The organism is Deinococcus pimensis DSM 21231, assembly GCF_000519345.1.
Taxonomy (GTDB): Bacteria; Deinococcota; Deinococci; order Deinococcales; family Deinococcaceae; genus Deinococcus_A; species Deinococcus_A pimensis.
This window is the reverse complement of the sequence record NZ_KI912637.1, coordinates 1464-2220: the sequence shown is the minus strand read 5'-3', so window position 1 is coordinate 2220 and position 757 is coordinate 1464. Positions and strand designations below refer to the sequence as shown.

Below are 757 nucleotides of genomic sequence, written 5' to 3'. Positions count from 1 at the left end.
CGCCCCGCGCGAGCGCGGCGACGTCCGCGTCGCTCGCGCCGTGCAGGAGCGGCAGGTGGCGCAGCAGCGACAGGATGCGCTCGTCGGTCACGGGGACCATGTTCGCACGGGGAGCGCCGCCCCGTCAGCGAGCCGGAGGCACCAAGAAGGAGGGAGGCGACGCGCGGCCGCCTCCCTCCACGTGCTCCGGGGTTCGTTCAGAGCCCGAAGAACTCGCGGTTCTTCGCGATGAAGGGCACCTGGTCGGCGGGGGTGTCCTCCTCCGGGAAGATCGCGGAGACGGGGCAGGCGGGCACGCAGGCGCCGCAGTCGATGCACTCGTCGGGGTGGATGAGGTACTGGTCGCCGCCGTCGTAGATGCATTCCACGGGGCACACCTCGGTGCAGGCCTGGTCCTTGACGCCGATGCAGGGGCTGGTAATCACGTGCGGCATTCACACAGGATGCGCGAGGCCGCGCGCGGCTTCCATGACCTAGGTCAAGCGGCGCCGACGCGAAGGAAGGCGGGGGCACGCTTCCAGGTCCGTCCGATTGGTCGCCTCGACCCGTGGTCGCGGCGGGCGGTGCTCTAGAATCCTCGGGTGACCGTCGTTATCCCCTGCGAACACGGCCTGACCCTGCTGCTGGAACGGCGGGCCGGGCCCGGCTTCGCGCTGGAGCTGCGCCTTCCCATCGGCGCCGCCCACGATCCCCAAGGCCTGGAGGGCGCCGCCGCCCTCGTGGAGGCCTGGCAGCACAAGGGCGCCGGGCCGCTCGG

At 72.0% G+C, this 757-nt stretch carries 1 protein-coding gene; it reads right to left on the bottom strand.

Annotated elements, in window-relative coordinates; translation table 11 throughout:
• Positions 1-197: 197 nt before the first annotated feature.
• On the bottom strand, positions 198-434 hold the full coding sequence (locus DEIPI_RS0108525; RefSeq protein ID WP_027481498.1) for a ferredoxin: 237 nt from the start codon (positions 432-434) through the stop codon (positions 198-200).
• Between the last annotated feature and the right edge of the window lie 323 nt (positions 435-757).